At 38.8% G+C, this 16,070-nt stretch carries 18 protein-coding genes and 1 riboswitch; of the genes, 11 read left to right on the forward strand and 7 right to left on the reverse strand.

Annotated features, from left to right (window positions below):
• Positions 1-149 precede the first annotated feature (149 nt).
• Both lsrR and lsrK read left to right on the forward strand, forming a co-directional pair.
• Complete coding sequence (gene lsrR, locus ACFSAV_RS09765) at positions 150-1,115, forward strand: transcriptional regulator LsrR (RefSeq protein WP_379099056.1); 966 nt, start codon at positions 150-152, stop codon at positions 1,113-1,115.
• 51 nt (positions 1,116-1,166) lie between these two features.
• The gene (gene lsrK, locus ACFSAV_RS09770) at positions 1,167-2,735 is read left to right on the forward strand and encodes an autoinducer-2 kinase (RefSeq protein WP_379099059.1); all 1,569 of its coding nucleotides are present in this window, start codon (positions 1,167-1,169) and stop codon (positions 2,733-2,735) included.
• A 57-nt stretch (positions 2,736-2,792) separates the two neighbouring features.
• Here the strand turns inward: lsrK and aroE are convergent, their stop codons facing one another.
• The 6 genes from aroE to ACFSAV_RS09800 all read right to left on the reverse strand — a co-directional run bounded on the left by aroE (position 2,793) and on the right by ACFSAV_RS09800 (position 6,058).
• The gene (gene aroE, locus ACFSAV_RS09775; RefSeq protein ID WP_379099062.1) at positions 2,793-3,602 is read right to left on the reverse strand and encodes a shikimate dehydrogenase; all 810 of its coding nucleotides are present in this window, start codon (positions 3,600-3,602) and stop codon (positions 2,793-2,795) included.
• Between the two features lie 3 nt (positions 3,603-3,605).
• Entirely contained in the window at positions 3,606-4,157 is a 552-nt protein-coding gene (tsaC, locus tag ACFSAV_RS09780; protein ID WP_379099065.1) for an L-threonylcarbamoyladenylate synthase type 1 TsaC, read from the reverse strand.
• A gap of 5 nt (positions 4,158-4,162) precedes the next feature.
• A complete protein-coding gene (locus ACFSAV_RS09785) occupies positions 4,163-4,714 on the reverse strand; it encodes a DNA topoisomerase family protein (RefSeq protein WP_379099068.1) in 552 nt (183 codons plus the stop codon).
• Between the two features lie 20 nt (positions 4,715-4,734).
• A complete protein-coding gene (locus tag ACFSAV_RS09790) occupies positions 4,735-5,151 on the reverse strand; it encodes a type II toxin-antitoxin system HicB family antitoxin (RefSeq protein WP_101775542.1) in 417 nt (138 codons plus the stop codon).
• Between the two features lie 29 nt (positions 5,152-5,180).
• Positions 5,181-5,360 (reverse strand): type II toxin-antitoxin system HicA family toxin, encoded by a 180-nt coding sequence (locus ACFSAV_RS09795; protein ID WP_101775543.1) that lies wholly within the window; start codon positions 5,358-5,360, stop codon positions 5,181-5,183.
• 95 nt (positions 5,361-5,455) lie between these two features.
• Positions 5,456-6,058, reverse strand: coding sequence for a Maf family protein (locus ACFSAV_RS09800; protein ID WP_379099707.1), 603 nt, complete (start codon positions 6,056-6,058; stop codon positions 5,456-5,458).
• A gap of 306 nt (positions 6,059-6,364) precedes the next feature.
• On the opposite strand from ACFSAV_RS09800, the gene ACFSAV_RS09805 reads away from it, so the two are divergent.
• On the forward strand, positions 6,365-7,993 hold the full coding sequence (locus ACFSAV_RS09805; RefSeq protein WP_379099072.1) for a DNA recombination protein RmuC: 1,629 nt from the start codon (positions 6,365-6,367) through the stop codon (positions 7,991-7,993).
• Positions 7,994-8,213: 220 nt separating this feature from the next.
• Here the strand turns inward: ACFSAV_RS09805 and ACFSAV_RS09810 are convergent, their stop codons facing one another.
• On the reverse strand, positions 8,214-8,540 hold the full coding sequence (locus tag ACFSAV_RS09810; protein WP_101775545.1) for a YnfA family protein: 327 nt from the start codon (positions 8,538-8,540) through the stop codon (positions 8,214-8,216).
• A gap of 134 nt (positions 8,541-8,674) precedes the next feature.
• Positions 8,675-8,774: riboswitch (TPP riboswitch) on the forward strand.
• A gap of 72 nt (positions 8,775-8,846) precedes the next feature.
• On the opposite strand from ACFSAV_RS09810, the gene ACFSAV_RS09815 reads away from it, so the two are divergent.
• The 8 genes from ACFSAV_RS09815 to ACFSAV_RS09850 all read left to right on the forward strand — a co-directional run bounded on the left by ACFSAV_RS09815 (position 8,847) and on the right by ACFSAV_RS09850 (position 16,024).
• Positions 8,847-9,569 carry an ABC transporter ATP-binding protein gene (locus tag ACFSAV_RS09815; RefSeq protein WP_101775546.1) on the forward strand — a complete coding sequence of 241 codons (723 nt, stop codon included), beginning with the start codon at positions 8,847-8,849 and terminating at the stop codon, positions 9,567-9,569.
• Positions 9,569-10,321: an ABC transporter permease gene (locus tag ACFSAV_RS09820; RefSeq protein ID WP_379099076.1), complete on the forward strand. Its 753-nt coding sequence runs from the start codon at positions 9,569-9,571 to the stop codon at positions 10,319-10,321. Before ACFSAV_RS09815 ends, ACFSAV_RS09820 begins: the two co-directional genes overlap by 1 nt.
• Before the next feature lie 466 nt (positions 10,322-10,787).
• The gene (tenA, locus tag ACFSAV_RS09825; RefSeq protein ID WP_379099079.1) at positions 10,788-11,441 is read left to right on the forward strand and encodes a thiaminase II; all 654 of its coding nucleotides are present in this window, start codon (positions 10,788-10,790) and stop codon (positions 11,439-11,441) included.
• 19 nt (positions 11,442-11,460) lie between these two features.
• Positions 11,461-12,408, forward strand: a complete 948-nt coding sequence (locus ACFSAV_RS09830; protein WP_379099082.1) for an ABC transporter substrate-binding protein — start codon at positions 11,461-11,463, stop codon at positions 12,406-12,408.
• 37 nt (positions 12,409-12,445) lie between these two features.
• A complete protein-coding gene (gene thiM / locus ACFSAV_RS09835) occupies positions 12,446-13,240 on the forward strand; it encodes a hydroxyethylthiazole kinase (RefSeq protein WP_379099085.1) in 795 nt (264 codons plus the stop codon).
• The gene (thiD, locus tag ACFSAV_RS09840; RefSeq protein ID WP_379099088.1) at positions 13,237-14,046 is read left to right on the forward strand and encodes a bifunctional hydroxymethylpyrimidine kinase/phosphomethylpyrimidine kinase; all 810 of its coding nucleotides are present in this window, start codon (positions 13,237-13,239) and stop codon (positions 14,044-14,046) included. Before thiM ends, thiD begins: the two co-directional genes overlap by 4 nt.
• A gap of 18 nt (positions 14,047-14,064) precedes the next feature.
• Positions 14,065-14,727 (forward strand): thiamine phosphate synthase, encoded by a 663-nt coding sequence (thiE, locus tag ACFSAV_RS09845; protein ID WP_379099091.1) that lies wholly within the window; start codon positions 14,065-14,067, stop codon positions 14,725-14,727.
• Complete coding sequence (locus ACFSAV_RS09850; RefSeq protein ID WP_379099094.1) at positions 14,720-16,024, forward strand: MFS transporter; 1,305 nt, start codon at positions 14,720-14,722, stop codon at positions 16,022-16,024. Before thiE ends, ACFSAV_RS09850 begins: the two co-directional genes overlap by 8 nt.
• Positions 16,025-16,070 lie beyond the last annotated feature (46 nt).

A 16,070-nucleotide genomic window follows, 5' to 3' on the forward strand; every position in this document is an offset into this window, starting at 1 on the left:
ATAGATTAAAATTTATGCTAAAATAAATAAAAAGAGTTCATTTATTGTAAAAAAGTGATCTTGTTCACAATTAAACAAAAAAATAAAATGAACAGTTGATAATAAAATTAAACAAATGAATAATGCGTTAGACAATTTAGAGAACAATTATGAATGATAATAAATTTGACAATAATGATGTTATCCAAGTGATGACAGAAGAAGAACTATTGGCACGTATCGCTTGGTTCTATTATCACGATAACCTAACACAAGGTGAAATTGGTGAAAAATTAGGTTTGCCACGCTTAAAAGTATCACGTTTATTAGAAAAAGGTCGCCAACAAGGCATTATAAAAGTACAAATTAACTCTCGTTTTACGGGATGTCTTGAGTTAGAAGAAGCCTTAAAAGAGCGTTTCCAACTCAAACATATTCGTATTTTGCCTGCATTAGAGAAAAATGAAATTAACCAACGATTAGGAGTTGGCGCAGCACAAATGTTGATATCCATGCTGAAACCTAATCAGCTACTCGCTATTGGTTTTGGTGAAACCATTATGCAAACCATCAAACACAGTAATGAGTTTATTACCAATAACAATATCAAACTGATTACTTTATCTGGTGGAGTAGGTGCCTATATGAAAGGGATCGGGCAACTTGATGGTTCTTGCTCAGTCAGTATTATTCCAGCTCCATTGCGTGCGTCTTCAATTGAAGCCGCAAAACTGTTCAAACGTGAGGCTTGTGTCAGAGATATTATGCTCACGGCTTGTCATGCAGATGCTGCTATCGTTGGTATTGGGGCTACTCGTCAAAAAGGACAGGCTACTTTATTGCGCACAGGTTACATTACAGAAGAAAAACAACGTTTAATTCGTGAACAAGGCGCCGTCGGCGATATTCTCGGCTATTTTATGCAAAAAGATGGGCAGCTCCAACCCGATATGCCCTTACATGAAGAACTGATCAGTGTTTCACTCGATAATTTGAAAAAAATCCCTCATGTCATCGGTATTGCGGGTGGGGAAGATAAAGTGGAAGCCATCTTAAGTGCATTATATGGACAACATATTAATTCATTAGTAACGGAAGAAAAAACAGCTCGGATGATGTTAGCAGCGTTAGTCTAATTTTAATGCTGTAAGAGTTCATTTTCCTTCCTTCATTTAGAGGAGAATACAATGAGCAATCAATATCTTATGGCACTTGATGCGGGCACAGGCAGTGTACGCGCTGTTATTTTCGATCTTGACGGAAATCAAATCGTCGCAGCCCAACGCGAATGGACTCATCTGTCCGATCCGAATATCCCCGGATCTATGGAATTTGACTTAAAAAATAACTGGCAATTGGCTTGTGCTTGTATCCAACAAGCGTTACAAAAATCTCAAATTCCAGCAGAATACATTGCTGCTATTTCGACTTGTTCTATGCGTGAAGGCATTGTGTTATATAACGAAAATAAAGAAGCAATTTGGGCTTGTGGTAATGTGGATGCACGTGCGACAGAAGAAGTTAATGAATTAAAAACGCTTTATAACTCTACTTTTGAACAACAACTTTATGCGATTTCAGGACAAACTCTTGCCTTAAGTGCAGTACCTCGTCTACTTTGGTTAGCTCATCATCGCAGCGATATTTATCGTCAAACTAAAGCGATAACGATGATTAGCGACTGGCTCGGTTTTATGCTCAGTGGCGAACTTGCCGTTGAACCCTCTAATGCGGGTACCACAGGTATGCTTAATTTAAAAACGCGTCAATGGTCACCTGAATTATTAGATATGGCTGGGTTGAATTCCGATATCCTCACACCAGTAAAAGAAACGGGGGAAATTTTAGGAAAAGTGACCGCACCTGTTGCGCAGCAAACTGGTTTGAAAGCAGGCACACCTGTCGTTGTCGGTGGTGGTGATGTACAACTAGGCTGCATTGGCTTAGGTATCACTGAACCCTCACAAGCTGCAGTCATTGGTGGTACCTTCTGGCAACAGGTAGTGAATTTGCCTGAAGCAGTAACCGATCCTGAAATGAATGTACGCATCAATCCACATGTTATCGCCCCATTAGTCCAAGCAGAATCAATCAGTTTCTTTACAGGTCTAACGATGCGCTGGTTTAGAGATGCATTTTGTGAAGAAGAAAAATTATTAGCCGAACGCTTAGGCACTGATGCTTATACTTTATTAGAACAAATGGCTGAGCGTGTGCCTGTCGGTGCAAATGATGTCATACCAATTTTCTCTGATGCGATGCATTTTAAATCTTGGTATCATGCGGCTCCCTCTTTTATCAACCTATCCATTGATCCAGAAAAATGTAATAAACCCGTACTATTTCGCGCATTAGAGGAAAACGCCGCGATTGTTTCTTCTTGCAATCTTGATCAAGTAGAAAAATTCTCTGGGGTCAAACTGACCTCAATTGTCTTTGCTGGTGGTGGCGCAAAGGGCAAACTTTGGAGCCAAATTTTATCCGACGTAACAGGGCTTGTAGTCAATATCCCTGTTGTTAAAGAAGCGACGGCACTCGGTTGTGCAATTGCTGCAGGTGTTGGTGTAGGTCTTTATCCATCCTTGGCTGAAGCAGGCAAAAAATTGGTCAAATTTGAACGCCAACATCAACCTAATCTAACAAATCATCAGTTATACCAAGCGCATAAAGCTAAATGGGCAGATGTGTATGCTAAACAGTTACAACTTGTTGACAGTGGGCTGACAACCTCTTTATGGAAAGCCCCAGGTTTATAAAACTAACCAGCAAAAACCCAAATACCGCCTCCAAGTGCGGTATTTTTTATCCCTATTTTAAACAAGGGCTTTATCCAACAAAGTCTCAAATTCAGGCATGACCCCACGCCATAATTCAAATGCATGAGCTGCCTGACCGACTAACATCCCAAAACCATCACTGACGTTTTGTTTACCAAGCTGTTTGCATAAAACCATAAAAGGAGTATCACTCTCTTTCGCATACTGCATATCATAAAGTGCGGTCGCTTTTCGCAAAATTTCAGAGTTGATGTGCACGGTTTGCCCGTGTAATCCTGATGAAGTCGCATTAATAACCAAATCGAATGGTTGCACAGGAATATCGCTAAGTTCCACAGCATGAATTTGACCATATTGGGCAAATTTTCGTGCTAACTCCTCTGCTTTACTCAACGTACGATTGGCTAACATAATGTTTTGTTTAGCTTGTAATAACGGCAGTAGTACTCCTTTAGTGGCACCACCTGCCCCTAAAATCAACAGATTCTGTTCTGGTTGAAGCCAACCTAAACGTTGTAAATCACTGACTAAACCTGCACCATCCGTGTTATCTGCGTACAAACGCCCATCTTCTAATTTTTTTAAAGTATTACAGGCTTCCGCTGTTAAACAACGTTCGCTGTAAACATTTGCTAACTGAAAAGCACGTGCTTTAAAAGGCGCCGTAATATTACAACCTAAAGCACCTTGGGCAAAAAAAGCTCGTATTTGTTGTTCAAAGTCCTGTTCGTCACCTAACATTGCCACATATTCCATCTGTTGTTGAGTTTGGTCAGCAAAAATTTTGTGAATTTGTGGCGATTGACTTTGGGCAATGGGATTACCCCATACCGCATATTTATCCATCATTTATCCTTGTCTAAACAATTGATTGGTAAAAAGATCGCGAATTTCGGAAGGATTCATCGCCTTTCCTACTGGCAAATCCAATACAGGAAAATCGTCACCAAATTGAGCCATAACCTCTTGTGCGTTACGACATGGTGGTAATGTAGTTAAATTCGCACTGGTCGAAGTTAGCGCAAAGCCAGCTAATTCACACAGCTGCCTCACAGCTTCATGTTGACATAAACGGACTGCAATACGATTAAATTGCCCTGTTAGAAACTTAGGTGTCGTACTTTTAGCAGGTACTACCCAAGTAGTTGGGCGATCATATTGCGCTTGTAACCGTTGCCAATGCGCTTCTTCAAAGCTTGAAGTGTCAATAAATGGCAATAAATAGTTTAAGTTTGGAGCAACTAAAATCAGTCCTTTCTCGATTGGACGTTGCTTCAAAACTAGTAATTTTTGTACTGCACTTTCACTGTTAGGGTTACAGCCTAAACCAAAAACGGCTTCCGTCGGGTAAGCAACTACATCATTCTGTTTAAGCCGCTCTACGATTTGTTGAATATTCATTAAAATTAAATTTCCGAGTCAAAAATATGACGGCAGCGTTTATTTGCACATTGAAATGTACATTGATGTTTAGTTTCGTTTTTCACACTACAAACTGGACTACCGCACGCAGGACAAGCCACTAAATAGGGCTTACTGGGTAAAGTAAATTTACACTGGGGATATTGATTACAACCATAAAACACCTTGCCTTGACGCCCACGGCGAGCGACTAACTCACCTTTTTGACATTCAGGACAAGGAATGTTTTCTTGCGCCTGTTCTTCAGGCTCATCATGCACTACAAAGTGACACACTGGATAATTACTGCAGCCAATAAACATGCCAAAGTGCCCTTGCTTTAACACCAAATGATACCCGCATTCAGGGCATTGTTCCGCCAACACTTTAAGCACTTTGCTTTCAGAATACGAATGCAATGGTTTGAGATAATCGCATTGAGGATAAGCAGAACAACCTAAAAACAACCCTTTCTTCCCCTGTTTTAATTGCAATAATGCATGACACACGGGGCAATATTCTGCATTTTTTTTATATTGGAAAAGATGTTCTGTCATTGTCCTGCCTAATATATTGGTCAAGTACGGCAATTACTTAATACTTTATTGCTTGCTACTTGCGCTAAAAAATGGCTACGATTTTTATATTCAGGATTTTGAGCCACAAATTCATCAATACGTTTAATTAATAAACTCGGCAAAGTGACATTAATTTTTTCTGTTTTTCCCATTAAATGGGTCAAATCAACCTCAACTAAAGCAAAAATAAAACCAGCAAATTCAGGATTATTCTGATGATTTTGAATTGCACTTGGTTGAGGAATATTGTCACCATCCTCTAACATACCTTCAATATGAAAAGCGATTGCCTCTTTAGCATTCAAAAAAGCGTCTTCTAAGGTATCTCCAGCTGAAAAACACCCCGGTAGATCTGGCACAATAACACCATAAGCATGCTGGTCATCGCCCATTTCAATAGCAATTGGATATAACATATTTTTTCCTCTTTGATATGAAAGCGGGATCACAGCCCTGCTTGTTTTAAAATTGATTTTACTGTTCTAATATCTAAGTCTTTTTTGGGATGAGGAATCGTCACACGTCCTGTTTTAATGCGATGTTTAAATTGATAATGACTTCCTCTGACTGCGACAAGATACCAACCGTCTTTTTCAATTTGTCTAATTAGACTTTTACTATCCATTGATTAAACCTCCCTGTTAACCAATAGGGTTATAATAACCCCTAAAGAGAAGATTGCAACTTTTTTGTTTTAGTCAATTTATCAGCTCTCTACAATTAAAATAAGTCAACCCCAAACTCTTTTAACAATTCAACTGTTTCAAATACTGGCAAGCCCATAACACCACTAAAACTTCCTTCAATACGTTCTACAAATGCCCCGCCAAGTTGCTGAATTCCATAAGCTCCCGCTTTATCCATCGGTTCACCTGTCGCAATATAACCTTGAATTTCATCGTCCGTTAAAGTTTTAAAATAGACTTGTGTGATTTGGACCACCGTTTTTATTTGCTGCTGATCTGCAAGACAAATCACTGTAATGACTTGGTGTGAACGTCCAGATAAAGCGCGTAACATTTGTGCAGCGTCTACCTTATCTTGTGGTTTGCCTAAAATGTTGCCATCTAAAATCACTGAAGTATCTGCCGACAGAAAAGGTAAGTACGACGCATCTTGTGAAAGATTGTCTTGCTGCCATTTCTGTCGCGCGACTTGGTTTTTCTCAACTGCCATACGCAACACATAATCTTTGCCTTCTTCATTTAGTCGTGGCGTTTCATCAATTTCACAACTAAAAATCTCAAATTGGAAACCTAAGTTTTGTAAAAGTTGTGCGCGACGAGGGCTGCTAGAAGCAAGGTAAAATTGAGGATTAATCATCATATTTTTCATTCGTAAGTTATCTAGATTATAACTGCAATATGTTCCATCTCTGCAAGTAAATCACTATCAATTTCTTTTCCATTGTGGTGCTGTTTACCCATATTGCTTTAATTTGCCGCTGACTCTCAAACAAGCGACTCCAAATAGGTTGTTATCAAAGTTGTCAAATTTTCCTCAGAATAACAGATTGCCATAACACATTAGAATACCGAGAAAATAAAAAAAGATTATAACCCGTTAGGATAAATCCGCCAGTTTCCTTTATACTTTAATCCTTAGTTAATTTTATCGGAAAGGGTTAATATGCTATCTGAATTGACTTCATCACAATTTCTGCTGATTATTGCTGGTCTCGTGATTTGTTGTGTCATACTATTATTTATCAGCACTCGTCGAAAACGTGATAGTCAGGAACTACAACAGGATCTCAATAAAACAATTGAAGATTTCAATCAACTATTAACCAAATTTGAAACATCCCAGCAACTAAAAAATCAATTAGAACAAGCTGTTGTCAAATATCAAACAACTGCGGAAGGTTTACAAATACGCTTAATTGAACGTGATGAAAAATTAAACTATTTACAACAAGAGCTTGATGAACAACAAGTACGTCACGCTCAAATTTCAGAAAAAATCACCGCACTTAAAGAGCGTTTTGGTATCGCCACTGCTCAAGCAGAAAGTTTGCAAAAACAACTCGAGCATAGTCAAGCTCAGTTTAGTCACAAAGAACAAGAAAATCGTGAATTAATCGCCAAACTGACCGCACTTTCACAAGAACTCACTGAACTCAAAACTACACTAATAGAAAAAGAGAAAAATTTTGCTGAACAGCAACAAAATATTGAGCAAAGTAAGCAACAACTTAGCATAGAATTTCAAAATCTAGCCAATCGTATTTTAGAAGAAAAAAGTCGTCATTTTAGTCAAAGCAATCAGACCGCGTTAGATAGCCTACTTAAACCCTTCCGTGAGCAAATTGAAGGTTTTCAAAAACGTGTGAATGAAATCCATTCAGAATCAGTAAAAGGTAATGCCGGTTTAGAGGCAGAAATAAAAAAAGTATTGCAAATCGGGCTCACTATGTCGCAACAAGCCGATAATCTGACTTCTGCTTTAAAGGGTGAAAAGAAAACGCTAGGTAATTGGGGTGAAGTACAGCTGGAACGAGCGTTACAATTGGCAGGCTTAATAGAAGGACAACATTACACTGCACAAGCACATTTTAAAGATAATGAAGGTAAACATAATTACCCCGATTTTGTGTTAAATTTGCCTGACAATAAGCATTTAATCATTGATAGTAAAATGTCATTAGTTGCTTATGAAAATGCAGTGAATACGGAAGATGAAATAACTCGTCACAGTAAATTACGTGAACATATTAAAGCGATAAAAAATCATATCGATGACTTATCACGTAAAGATTATAGCAACTTAATTGGCATGCGCAGCCCAAATTTTGTTCTGATGTTTATTGCCCTTGAACCTGCTTATATCGAAGCAATGAAAATGGAGCCAAACTTATTTAATTATGGTTACGAGAAAAATGTTATTGTCGTTTCGCACACTACTTTAATGCCTATTTTACGCACAGTTGCAAACTTATGGCGAATCGAGCGAGGGAATAGTGAAGCTAAAGAAATTAGTGCTCGAGCAGGTGACATTTATAATCAAATTTGTTTAATTGCAGAACGTTTGAATAAGCTTGGTAACAGCATTTCTACAGCCAGTACACATTACAACAGCACAGTAACCGCGCTTATTGGACAGCAAGGCTTAGTTGGAAAAGTTGAACGTTTTAAAGCACTTTCTGCAAAAGCCAATAAAAATATGCCTACCGTAGAATTATTACATAATGATATCGAGAACGAACGGTTACAAATGGTAAAAGCAGAAGAAAATCAAACCGAAAGCCAAACGAGTTAATCTACTCAATAAAAAAACAGCAGTAAATATTAACTTGTTGCTGCTGTTTTTTAACTTTATTTGATTTGTAATTCCACATACTGCTGACGAATAATGTCCTTAAATCGCTCACTCGCCAACACCCAGTCGATAGGAACGAGAGACATCCAATTAAAAAAGCTCGCGAAAAATAATAGTCGCTTTTTATCATATGCAATTTTATTTCATAAAATGACTCTCTTTAACCCGATTTCTCGGTAAACATAATTACTGCCATACCTATTAAACAAAAAGCAACGCCTAACCAATCCTGCCAGCGTAAAGGTTGACCATCAACTAACCACAGCCAAATCAGTGCTACGCTAATATACACGCCACCATAAGCTGCATAAATTCGCCCACTTGCGGTAGGATGTAAGGTCAACAAATAAACAAATAATGTTAGGCTAAGCGCAGCTGGAATCAGTAGCCACGCGCTTTTTTCTTGACGTAGCCATAAATAAGGTAACCAACAGCCAATAATTTCAGCTAATGCAGTTAAAATAAATAAACCCAAAGTTTGTAGCATAAACTATCCTTAATCATTCACTAAAATAGAATACTCTGCTGAAGAAATCATCACAACTAAATTAAATAATGTGATATTGATCACAATTCTTTAATAAATTACTTCTCTTTTTAACTAACTTAGGTAGCCTTATTGCACTTTAGTCGGGGTGCTTTACAAAATAAGTAAAGCTGAGATGATACCCGTGAACCTGATACAGCTCGTACTGACGTAGGAAACTAATTATGCCAATACTTCCCCCTTTTCTTTTATCATTTTCTATTTTTCAATTATTTTTCTTGCAACGCTGAATGAATGGTTTAAACCATGAATGCCGTTGAAATTCGTAATTTAACTTTGCGTTATAATCAAGCGCCATTATTTGCTGATTTTTCTTTTTGCTTGCCCAAAGGAAAATGGATAAGCTTACTCGGTGCATCTGGTGTGGGAAAATCAACGTTATTACGTGCGATTGCAGGATTAGAAAACACTGCTAAAACGCAAGGCGAAATTCATTTCCCACAAGGGGGAAAAGTCAGCTACATGGCGCAACAAGATGCGCTCTACCCATGGCTATCTGTTTTAGATAATGTCCAACTCATTCATCATTTGAACAACACAAAAAATGCAGCGACAATCGCTAGAGCTAAACAATTGCTGACTGCAGTAAACATGGACAACCACCAACATAAAGCCTGTTATTACCTGTCTGGCGGGCAACGTCAACGCATTGCACTTGCTCGTACGTTAATGCAGGAAGCAGAAATCATTTTAATGGATGAACCTTTCTCGGCATTGGACGCCATCTCTCGCTTACAATTACAAAATCTCGCTCATACCTTATTGAAAGATAAAACCGTATTATTTATTACACATGATCCACAAGAAGCTATTCGTTTAAGCGATGAGATTTATATTTTGCAACATTATCCTGCCACGTTATCCACTAAAATTTCACCTATAGGCGATACACCACGAGAACTCGTGCAACACGATTTATGGCAATTACAACAATATCTACTTAACCAACTGATGCAGGGTGCAATTTGATGAAGGTGATCTCCCTAATTAAAGTCGCTTTTTTAGCTTTATTTTTACTCATTTGTTGGCAAAGTGCGGTCAGTTTTTTTGCTATTCCACATTATATGTTGCCGCCACCAACAGACATCTTAACGCAACTGACCAGTCGCTATGATTTACTCTGGCAGCATGCACAAGTCACCATGTTAGAAATCGGTTTAGGATTGAGTTTGGGTGTTATATTAGGCTTAATCTCCGCGCTATTACTCAGCCTATCTCCCCATTTATCCGCATTGTTATTGCCATTACTCGTTATTTCACAAGCTATTCCAGTATTCGCTATTGCACCCTTATTGGTGCTTTGGTTTGGCTACGGTCTTGCCTCCAAAATTGCTATGACTATCTTGATTATTTACTTCCCTGTCACCGCAGCCTGTTACGACGGACTACGCAATACACCAATGCAATGGCTCGAATTAGCTAAAACCATGAAAACTTCACCCATTGCAATGCTATTTAAAGTCCGCCTCCCCGCAGCCCTTCCCTCTTTTGCCTCTGGATTACGTATCGCAGTTTCTGTCGCCCCTATTGGCGCAATTGTAGGCGAGTGGGTCGGTTCTTCGCAGGGATTGGGTTATTTAATGTTACATGCAAATGCACGCATGCAAGTCGATTTAATGTTTTCAGCACTATTTATCTTGATGCTGATAAGTTTAACACTGTATTTCAGTGTGGATTATTTACTGAATAGATGGATCCCATGGATAAGATATTTGAAGTGATTTCACTTTTCTTTGTTTGGGCAAAGATAGATCAGCAAAAGGTAAATAAGCGCTTTTGAATAGCATTTTAACAACAGCTCACTGGGTAAACGAAGCAAATAAAAATTGCATAGATTGAGGGTCTTTATTTCATAGTATTGACCTAATGGAAAATTCAACGCTACAGAAGTAGCAAAACAAGAAACAGAATAAAGTGCTTTTAAAGTGCGGTCATTTTTTTAAAAATTTTAAAATCTCACCGCACTTTTATAACCAGCTAACTCAATGAAGCCTTTGTGTAAGCTGCCTGCTTGGAAAAGGCATTTTTAAGGAAATAACATTACGTAACGAAGTGAAAGTAACTTATTTATTGTTAAAAAATTCCTTTTTAATCAAGGATAAGCTACTTAGTCGGGGTATACCTTTCTTTTGCACAAGTAAAAGAAAGTAAAGATGAAACCTTACGTTAAAAATGATAGGAAACAACATGTCTACAACACAACAACTCATCAACAACGCAAACCAATATTGGCAAACATATATTCACCATCCCTTTGTACAACAACTTGCCAACGGCACATTGCCGAAAATCTGCTTTCAACACTATCTCAAACAAGATTATTTATTTCTGTTTCAATACAACCGAGCATTGTCACTGGGGATTTATAAAGCAGAAAATTTTGTCCAAATGAAAAACGCACATGATGCAATTGGCGCATTGTTGCACGAAATTCAGCTGCATATTCAATTTTGTGAAAGCTGGGGAATTGATGAAAAAACTTTATTGAGCACTAAAGAATCTGCTGCTTGTGTGGCATATACACGCTATGTGTTAGACATAGGCATGACAAACGGTTTAGCAGAACTTTACACAGCTATTGCGCCTTGCGCCATTGGTTATGCGGTGATAGCCAAACATATCGTGGAAAGTGATATTAGTCCTAAAAATAATCCATATCAAGCATGGATTGATGCTTATTCAGGTGAAGAATTTCAAACAGCTGCACAAAATACTACTAACCTATTAGACACACTGTGCGCAAATTTAACTGATACACAGATAAAGAAATTACAACATATTTTTAATACTGCCACCCGAATGGAATCTGCATTCTGGCAAATGGGCTTAGATTTAAGTTAAACAAAGTAGGAGAAAGATGATGCAAAAATTAGTTAAAAATACACTCACTCTGGCACTCGCAATGGGAGTCAGTTTTTCCGTATCGGCAAAAGAAAAATTGACGTTATTACTCGATTGGTTCGTCAATCCAGATCACGCAGCCATTATTGTGGCGCAACAAAAAGGCTATTTTGCACAAAATGACTTAGAGGTTGAAATTATTGAACCTGCCGACCCTTCTCTTCCCCCTAAACTGGTTGCCGCTGGTAAAGCAGATTTAGCCGTTGATTATCAACCACAACTGCAAATTCAAGTTGCCGAGGATTTGCCATTAACACGCGTTGGTACACTGGTTTCAACACCACTTAATAGCTTGATTGTATTAGAAAAAAGTAATATCAACAGTTTAGCTGATTTAAAAGGCAAAAAAATTGGTTATTCCGTGAGCGGTTTTGAAGATTCTTTGTTAACTGCAATGCTTAAATCGGCAGGATTAACTAATAAAGATGTAGAAATGATCAATGTGAATTGGTCGCTTTCTCCTTCTGTTATTAGTGGTCAGGTTGATGCAGTGATCGGAGGGTTCCGTAATGTAGAGCTTAACCAAATGAAGGTCGAGAAACACCCTGGTCGTGCGTTTTACCCCGAAGAACATGGTGTACCGATTTATGATGAACTTATTTTGGTCGCTAATAAACATAACATGGCAAAAGAAAAAATTAGTAAATTTCTGACCGCACTTGAACAAGCGACAATTTACACATTAAACCATCCTGACGATGCATGGCAAGCCTATGTGACCTATAAACCAAAAGAGTTAGATAATGAGATCAATCGCTTGGCTTGGCAAGATACTTTACCTCGCTTGACATTACGTCCTCGCGCGTTAGATGGGCATCGCTATGAACGTATGGCTGTATTCTTGAAAGATAATGGGTTGACAAAGGTCGTTAAACCATTAAGTGATTATGCAGTAGAAATTAAATAATTTTTTACGAGATATCGACATAAACAACAAATTAAACATGAAAAATTACCTAACCAAAATCAAAACCCAAAATCCCCTTATTCACAATATTACCAACGTGGTAGCAGCAAATTTCTCTGCCAACGGATTACTCGCTATTGGAGCCTCGCCATTAATGTCAGCAGCAATAGAAGAAATGGACGAAGTACCTCGTATTAGCCAAGCTTTAGTGATCAACATCGGTACCTTAATGGGCAAAGAAGTAGCAGCGATGGTATTGGCGGGGAAAACTGCAAATGAAGTAGGGATTCCTGTCGTATTAGATCCTGTGGGTGTTGGTGCCACTACTTTTCGTAAACAAACAGTGGCAACACTTCTGAAAGAAGTCAACTTTGCGGCAATTCGTGGTAATGCAGGCGAGATTGCGACAATCGCGGATGTTCACTGGCAAGCTAAAGGGGTGGACGCTGGAGCAGGCGATGCTGATTTAGCCAAAATCGCACAAGTTGTTGCACAGAAATACCGTTGTGTCGCAATGATCAGTGGCGCAACAGATTATTTAAGCGATGGACAACGCCAAGCACAAATTCATAATGGTACCCCTTTATTACCTAAAATTACTGCTTCAGGCTGTTTATTAAGTGCTATTTGTGGTGCGTTTTTATCTGTGGCTCAACCAGAAGACTATTTTCATGCCATGTTAGAAGCTGCAACAACTTATGCTATTGCAGGAGAACTCGCAGCACAAGGTTTAAACCCAAATCAACATGGTCAATTCTACATTCACTTATTAGATCAATTAGCCAGTATTACTCCACAACAAATTTTACAATATAAGAGGATTTCCCTATGAGCATTGCACAAGCATTAACAATTGCTGGTTCTGATAACTGCGGTGGTGCAGGTTTTCAAGCCGACTTAAAAACTTTCCAAATGCAGCATGTATTTGGTATGACCACTATTACAGCAATTCCCGTCCAAAACAGTATGGGCGTATATGCAATCCATGCCATACCGCTTGATATCATTGAAGGGCAACTCAAAGCTATCGCCGATGATTATCATATTTCTGCGTTTAAAATTGGTATGTTGAATAATACAGAAACAATTGAATGTATCGCTAATGCCTTAAAAAAATATGATTTTGGCAAGATGGTGTTAGATCCCGTGATGTATGCTAAAAATGGTGATCCTTTATTACAGCCAAGTGCAGTAGAAGCATTAAGATGCCATTTAGTACCAATGGCTGAAGTCATTACACCTAACTTACCTGAAGCAGAAGCATTAACGGGTATCCACATTGTCGATGATGAAACCGCGATACAAGCTGCCAAACTTTTACAACAAATGGGAGCAAAAAACATTGTGATTAAAGGTGGGCATACTCAAAATTCACAAAGTGAAGTCTGTCGTGACTGGTTATTTACACCAACAGAAACTTTACATTTAGACAGTCCACGTTTCTACACCAGACATACTCATGGTACAGGTTGTACTTTCTCGGCTTGTATCGCTGCTGAACTCGCAAAAGGACATGATGTTGTCGCGGCAGTAAAAACAGCAAAAGCATTTATTACCGCTGCCATTAGTCATCCACTCAACATTGGTCATGGTAATGGTCCAACAAACCATTGGGCATATTCTCAGCTTAATAAATAAGTACATTAAGGAGGAACTATGCAAAATGTACAGGCATTCATGCGTTTATATTTCATTGCAGGGACACAAGACTGTTTGCATGTAGAGGGTAAAGCAACAGAAAATTTACTGAGTATTTTAGAGCAAGCCTTACAAGCAGGTATTACTTGCTATCAATTCCGTGAAAAAGGCAAAAACGCTTTACAAGATCGACAAAAAATCAAAGCACTTGCTATAAAATGCCGCGATCTTTGTCACCAATATCATGTACCGTTTGTAGTGAATGATGATGTGCAATTAGCTATTGAAATTGGTGCCGATGGTATTCATGTTGGACAAACTGATATGGCTGTAGCTGATGTAGCAGCACTTTGTCATAGCAAATGTTTCATTGGTACCTCAGTTAATACACTGCAACAGGGGCTTGCCGCTCAAGCTAATCCATTAATTGATTATTTTGGTGCAGGCCCAATTTTTCCAACCCAATCGAAAGAAGATCCTAAACCTGTTGTTGGTGTCGATTTTGTGTCGACCATTCGTCAAAATGGTATTGATAAACCTATCGTCGCTATTGGTGGTATTACTGTACAAACTGCGGATTTACTACGCCAAAAAGGTGCCAACGGTGTTGCAGTTATTTCAGCAATTACCCAATCTCACAATATTAAACAAACAGTACAGGAGTTGCTGGGTAATGCATAATAATCCTCGTCAAGTTGCACTTGCTACTATGGTGGGTACTGCAATTGAGTATTTTGATAATTATATTTATGCTATGGCAGCCGTATTGGTGTTTAATCATCAATTTTTCCATAGTGCCGATCCAATTAGTAATCAACTTGCTTCGCTTTCGACTTTAGCGCTTGCTTTTTTTGCTCGCCCTTTTGGTGCCATATTATTTGGTCACTTTGGTGACAAAATTGGGCGTAAAAAATCCCTCATTGCTTCACTGCTATTAATGGGCGCCTCCACTGTCGCGATTGGGCTATTGCCTAACTACGCAGATATCGGGATTTGGGCGACAATTTTACTTTGTGTATGTCGTATAGGACAAGGTATCGGACTTGGCGGTGAATGGGGCGGTGCCGCATTAGTTGCCATCGAAAATGCACCAGCACAAAAGCGAGCATGGTATGGTATTTTTCCACAACTTGGTGCGCCAATTGGCTTATTACTTGCTAATGGCGCCTTTTTCGCTGTAGGTCAATTTTTCGGGCAGGCTGCCTTAATTGAATGGGCTTGGCGGATTCCTTTTATTGCCTCTGTGTTATTAGTGGTTGTTGGTTGGTATGTACGGACTAAAATCCACGAAAGTGCGGTCTTTTTTGAGGCAAAAACGCAGCGAAAAACCCATACTTTCCCCGTTAAAGCCGTGTTTACTCAACATCTTAGCCCCTTTATTACTGGTGTATTACTTGCTGTTGCAGGTTATGTTTTATTCTATATTTTGGCAGCGTTTACACAAATTTATGCAAAAAGCCCAACAGATCTTTCACCTGCGGGTCATTCAATGGGGTTGGGCATGCCGGCAAGTACTTTTACTGCTTTTTTATTAATCACATCTGTGATTTTCGCCATTGCGATCGCTTTTTCAGGGATCTGTGCAGACAGAATTGGACGCTGTCGTTTAATGCAATATGTCAGTGTGGCAACAATCATTTTCGGACTTTGCTTACCACTGTTTTTAAATAACGGCACACCAAGCAGTGTTTTTGCTTTCTTAGCAATTGGCTTTGTGATTATGGGCATGTCTTTTGGCCCTATGGCGGTATTATTGCCCGAGCTTTTTCCAACAGAAGTACGCTATTCCGGCGCTTCATTAGCCTATAATGTCGCTGGCATTCTTGGTGCAAGTGTTGCAACAATGGTCGCAATAAAAATCAATGCTTATTTTGGTTTAAATGGCGTTGGGATTTATTTAGCCCTAAATGCGCTAATTTCGTTAATTGCCCTAAGCTACATCAAAGAAACTAAGCAAATCGATTTGCAAGCAATCTAACTTATCAACAACAGTGCGGCGAAATTTGTTCAAATCTAACCGCACT

This window comes from Pasteurella oralis (assembly GCF_042681465.1).
In the GTDB taxonomy this organism is placed as follows: Bacteria; Pseudomonadota; Gammaproteobacteria; order Enterobacterales; family Pasteurellaceae; genus Pasteurella; species Pasteurella oralis.

Bases quoted from the DNA above. Each gene is read 5' to 3' on its own strand.
- ACFSAV_RS09795 (WP_101775543.1), bottom strand. From the start codon at position 5,360: ATGGATAGTAAAAGTCTAATTAGACAAATTGAAAAAGACGGTTGGTAT.
- tenA (WP_379099079.1), top strand. From the start codon at position 10,788: ATGTCTACAACACAACAACTCATCAACAACGCAAACCAATATTGGCAA.
- lsrR (WP_379099056.1), top strand. From the start codon at position 150: ATGAATGATAATAAATTTGACAATAATGATGTTATCCAAGTGATGACA.
- ACFSAV_RS09815 (WP_101775546.1), top strand. From the start codon at position 8,847: ATGAATGCCGTTGAAATTCGTAATTTAACTTTGCGTTATAATCAAGCG.
- lsrK (WP_379099059.1), top strand. From the start codon at position 1,167: ATGAGCAATCAATATCTTATGGCACTTGATGCGGGCACAGGCAGTGTA.
- thiE (WP_379099091.1), top strand. From the start codon at position 14,065: ATGCAAAATGTACAGGCATTCATGCGTTTATATTTCATTGCAGGGACA.
- ACFSAV_RS09800 (WP_379099707.1), bottom strand. From the start codon at position 6,058: ATGATTAATCCTCAATTTTACCTTGCTTCTAGCAGCCCTCGTCGCGCA.
- ACFSAV_RS09820 (WP_379099076.1), top strand. From the start codon at position 9,569: ATGAAGGTGATCTCCCTAATTAAAGTCGCTTTTTTAGCTTTATTTTTA.
- thiM (WP_379099085.1), top strand. From the start codon at position 12,446: ATGAAAAATTACCTAACCAAAATCAAAACCCAAAATCCCCTTATTCAC.
- ACFSAV_RS09785 (WP_379099068.1), bottom strand. From the start codon at position 4,714: ATGACAGAACATCTTTTCCAATATAAAAAAAATGCAGAATATTGCCCC.
- ACFSAV_RS09790 (WP_101775542.1), bottom strand. From the start codon at position 5,151: ATGTTATATCCAATTGCTATTGAAATGGGCGATGACCAGCATGCTTAT.
- tsaC (WP_379099065.1), bottom strand. From the start codon at position 4,157: ATGAATATTCAACAAATCGTAGAGCGGCTTAAACAGAATGATGTAGTT.
- ACFSAV_RS09830 (WP_379099082.1), top strand. From the start codon at position 11,461: ATGCAAAAATTAGTTAAAAATACACTCACTCTGGCACTCGCAATGGGA.
- thiD (WP_379099088.1), top strand. From the start codon at position 13,237: ATGAGCATTGCACAAGCATTAACAATTGCTGGTTCTGATAACTGCGGT.
- ACFSAV_RS09805 (WP_379099072.1), top strand. From the start codon at position 6,365: ATGCTATCTGAATTGACTTCATCACAATTTCTGCTGATTATTGCTGGT.
- ACFSAV_RS09850 (WP_379099094.1), top strand. From the start codon at position 14,720: ATGCATAATAATCCTCGTCAAGTTGCACTTGCTACTATGGTGGGTACT.
- aroE (WP_379099062.1), bottom strand. From the start codon at position 3,602: ATGGATAAATATGCGGTATGGGGTAATCCCATTGCCCAAAGTCAATCG.
- ACFSAV_RS09810 (WP_101775545.1), bottom strand. From the start codon at position 8,540: ATGCTACAAACTTTGGGTTTATTTATTTTAACTGCATTAGCTGAAATT.